General features: G+C 66.3%; 4 protein-coding genes. 2 read left to right on the top strand and 2 right to left on the bottom strand.

The annotated features are described in order from the left end of the window. Positions 1-502 precede the first annotated feature (502 nt). Positions 503-721, bottom strand: a complete 219-nt coding sequence (locus tag AB0J64_RS57035; protein WP_364047144.1) for a DUF397 domain-containing protein — start codon at positions 719-721, stop codon at positions 503-505. Beyond that, a complete protein-coding gene (locus AB0J64_RS57030; RefSeq protein ID WP_364047141.1) occupies positions 714-1,538 on the bottom strand; it encodes a helix-turn-helix transcriptional regulator in 825 nt (274 codons plus the stop codon). Before AB0J64_RS57030 ends, AB0J64_RS57035 begins: the two co-directional genes overlap by 8 nt. 203 nt (positions 1,539-1,741) lie before the next feature. Between AB0J64_RS57030 and AB0J64_RS57025 the strand changes: the two genes are divergently transcribed. Together AB0J64_RS57025 and AB0J64_RS57020 are read left to right on the top strand one after the other, a co-directional pair. Continuing rightward, a complete protein-coding gene (locus AB0J64_RS57025; protein ID WP_364047138.1) occupies positions 1,742-2,233 on the top strand; it encodes an ATP-binding protein in 492 nt (163 codons plus the stop codon). 117 nt (positions 2,234-2,350) lie between these two features. After that, the coding region (locus tag AB0J64_RS57020) for a hypothetical protein (protein ID WP_364047135.1) at positions 2,351-2,599 on the top strand (249 nt) is incomplete at its 3' end.

The following is a 2,599-nucleotide window of genomic DNA, read 5'->3' as shown; positions in this document are numbered from 1 at the left end:
CTCCTCGAACGTCTCGCGCACGGCCGCGCACACCAGCCCTCGCGCGACCTCCTCGGCGGTGACGATGCCGGCGTGCTGGGCCGCGGGCGCAGCGGGATGCGCGCTCACGAGGGGGACCCTTCCGGTCGGATCTGTACAGGTTCAGCGTAGCCCGGGGACGAGCAGGCACGCGATACGTCCCTTCGCAGTCTCGCGAAACTGTCGCTCGCCCACGGCACAATGCGCAAGACGAAGCTGATTTTGCCGGTGAGTAGCAGAAGCGTTTGACGGTCAGTTTGGACAGCGGTCGGGGGTCGCTGGGGCAAGGAATGTCGGTGAGAAGTGGCAGCACGTGAACGCCATCAGGCCAAGCGACATGAGCCTTTGGGCGGGCTTGGTCATGGTCGGTCAACCGCCAGACTGAGGCCGGGCGGCGGACCGGACGACGACTGCAATCAGACGACAGAACACCGAAGGCTCCCCGCGTGCTGCGGAGAGCCTTCGGCGCGGGGCTGAAAGAGGGTTAGAAGTCGAATTCGCCGTCCTTGGCACCGGCAACGAAAGCGCGAAAGGCGCTCCCGCGCACCACCCACGGCTCCAGGTCGGGCCGCTCGGTGTCGCGGACGCCGACACGGTCCCCGCTGAGCGGGGCGACCTCGATGCAGTCTCCGCCGTTGGCGCCGCTGGCCGACGCCTTGCGCCAGGCCGCGTTCTCCAGTTCGGCGGCCAGTTCGTCATTCACTGTGGAACATCTCCATCTTCTCGCGTATCACGTCTGCGGTCTCATTGACCGGCCGGGCATATGACCGGATGGCGTCGAATCTGACATTAACGGTGCGCACGCGGTCCTCGCGATCGGTTACCTCGCCGTCCGCGGCGGAGTCCAGATAGACAGTGTCCGGCCCCTGCGGTTGCTGGGCGATCACGAAACCGCCCAGCAGGCCGATCGTGGGGACGGCGTCCATGGGGACGATCTGCAAGGTGATGCACGGGTGAGTGAGGATCGTGAGCAGGTGGCTTAGCTGCTCGTGCATGACCTTCGCTCCGCCGATGGGGCGGGTCAGGACGCCCTCGTCGATGACCGCCGCGTAGATCGGCGGTTCGGGACGGTCGAACACCGTCTGGCGGGCCAGCCGCGCCTCGGTCGCTTCCTCAACGCGTTCGTCGGTGATGCCCGGCTGGCCGCGCAGGATCGCGCGCGCGTAGCTGCGCGTCTGGAGCAGCCCGGGAACAACCAGAGGCTGCCAGGTGCGCAGGCTGTGCGCGGTGGCCTCGACCTTCGGCCACTGGCGAAACCACGTCGGTCCGGATTTGACCACGAGCGGCATGAGCCGCAGCAGCGGTTCGCCTTTGAGGTCGAGCAGCTTTTCGACCTGCTCGGTGAAGTCCCATTGCGGGGTGCGCTTGGCGTTCTCGATCTGGCTGACCAGGCTCTTGCTGACATGGGTGTAGTCGGCGATCTCTTCCTGGGTGATGCCCTTTTCCTCGCGCAGCCTCCTCAGTTCGGCTCCGAACAGGGCCAGGGGGCTGGCTCCTGGGTCGAGTTCGCTTCCTGCCATAGACCCACCACCCAGCATGTTCACACGTTCACACACATCGGTGAACCGGATGTGTGGAGTAACTGTGTTGCCTGTTAACTACTAAAAGTAGCTGAGGAGTACCACGCTAGGGAAGGTCTTCGGAAAAGCAGGCCAAGCCCAGGTTCACAAGACTTTTAGATCTTGTGGACTGGGAGGTCGATCCCTCATGGTCGGTGATGTCTGTGCCAGCGGAAACCCTCGCCACCCCGATACCGGATGTCGCCAGATGGCAGATCACGACGCTGCGGCGTAGTGCCAAGACACCGAGCCAGTCCCGCAGAGCGATCCGGCTGTGGATGGTCGGCGCCGATGCGGTCCTGCTGTCCAACGCGATGCTGGTCGTCTGCGAGTTGGTGACCAATGTCGTGCGACATGTCCCGGCGGGAGTGCAGCGCGACTGGGTCAAGGTGCGGCTCGGCCTGGCCGGCGACTTCGTCCGGCTGGAAGTCATCGACCCGGGCACGACGGACCCCGAGCCGCAGTTCACGCCGCTGACGCCGGGCTCGATGCAGCAGACGGGCCGCGGCCTGGGCCTCGTGGCCGCCCTAGCAGTCCGTTATGGCACCCACTTCACTGAGCGTGGTCACCGCATCGTGTGGGCCGACCTGGAGCCCGCCGGGGTCTCTGACACCGCCCAGGACGCTGCCGGACGGCCCGCAGCCTGCCGCTCGTAAGCCTCCCTGGCCCGTCGCTGCCGGTGGCGCAGTCGGCGGGCCGGGGATTCCAGGCCAGGCTCTTCCCCGCCTGGCAAGCCAGCCCCCGCCCATACGGGGCTAAGAAGGGAGAACCCCGTGGTCAACGACCATGACAAGAAGATCGTGATCGACCTGTACACGCACCGGCTGGACGAGCAATCGTTCACCGAGATCGAGGGCACCACCGTGGCGTACGCGCCGATCGACGACGCCGAGGACGCCTTCGCGGTGCGCGACCTGAGCAACCTGGACGCCGGCGCGTACCAACATGATGACCGCGGGGTCGACGCGCGGGAAGTGCTGGCTGGCGTCCTGCGGGCAGACCCGGATGTGGCCTCCGGCCTG

This window comes from Nonomuraea sp. NPDC049695 (assembly GCF_040674955.1).
Taxonomy (GTDB): Bacteria; Actinomycetota; Actinomycetes; order Streptosporangiales; family Streptosporangiaceae; genus Nonomuraea; species Nonomuraea helvata.
Note: the sequence above shows the minus strand (reverse complement) of the source record. Positions and strands in the feature narration are given on the sequence as shown.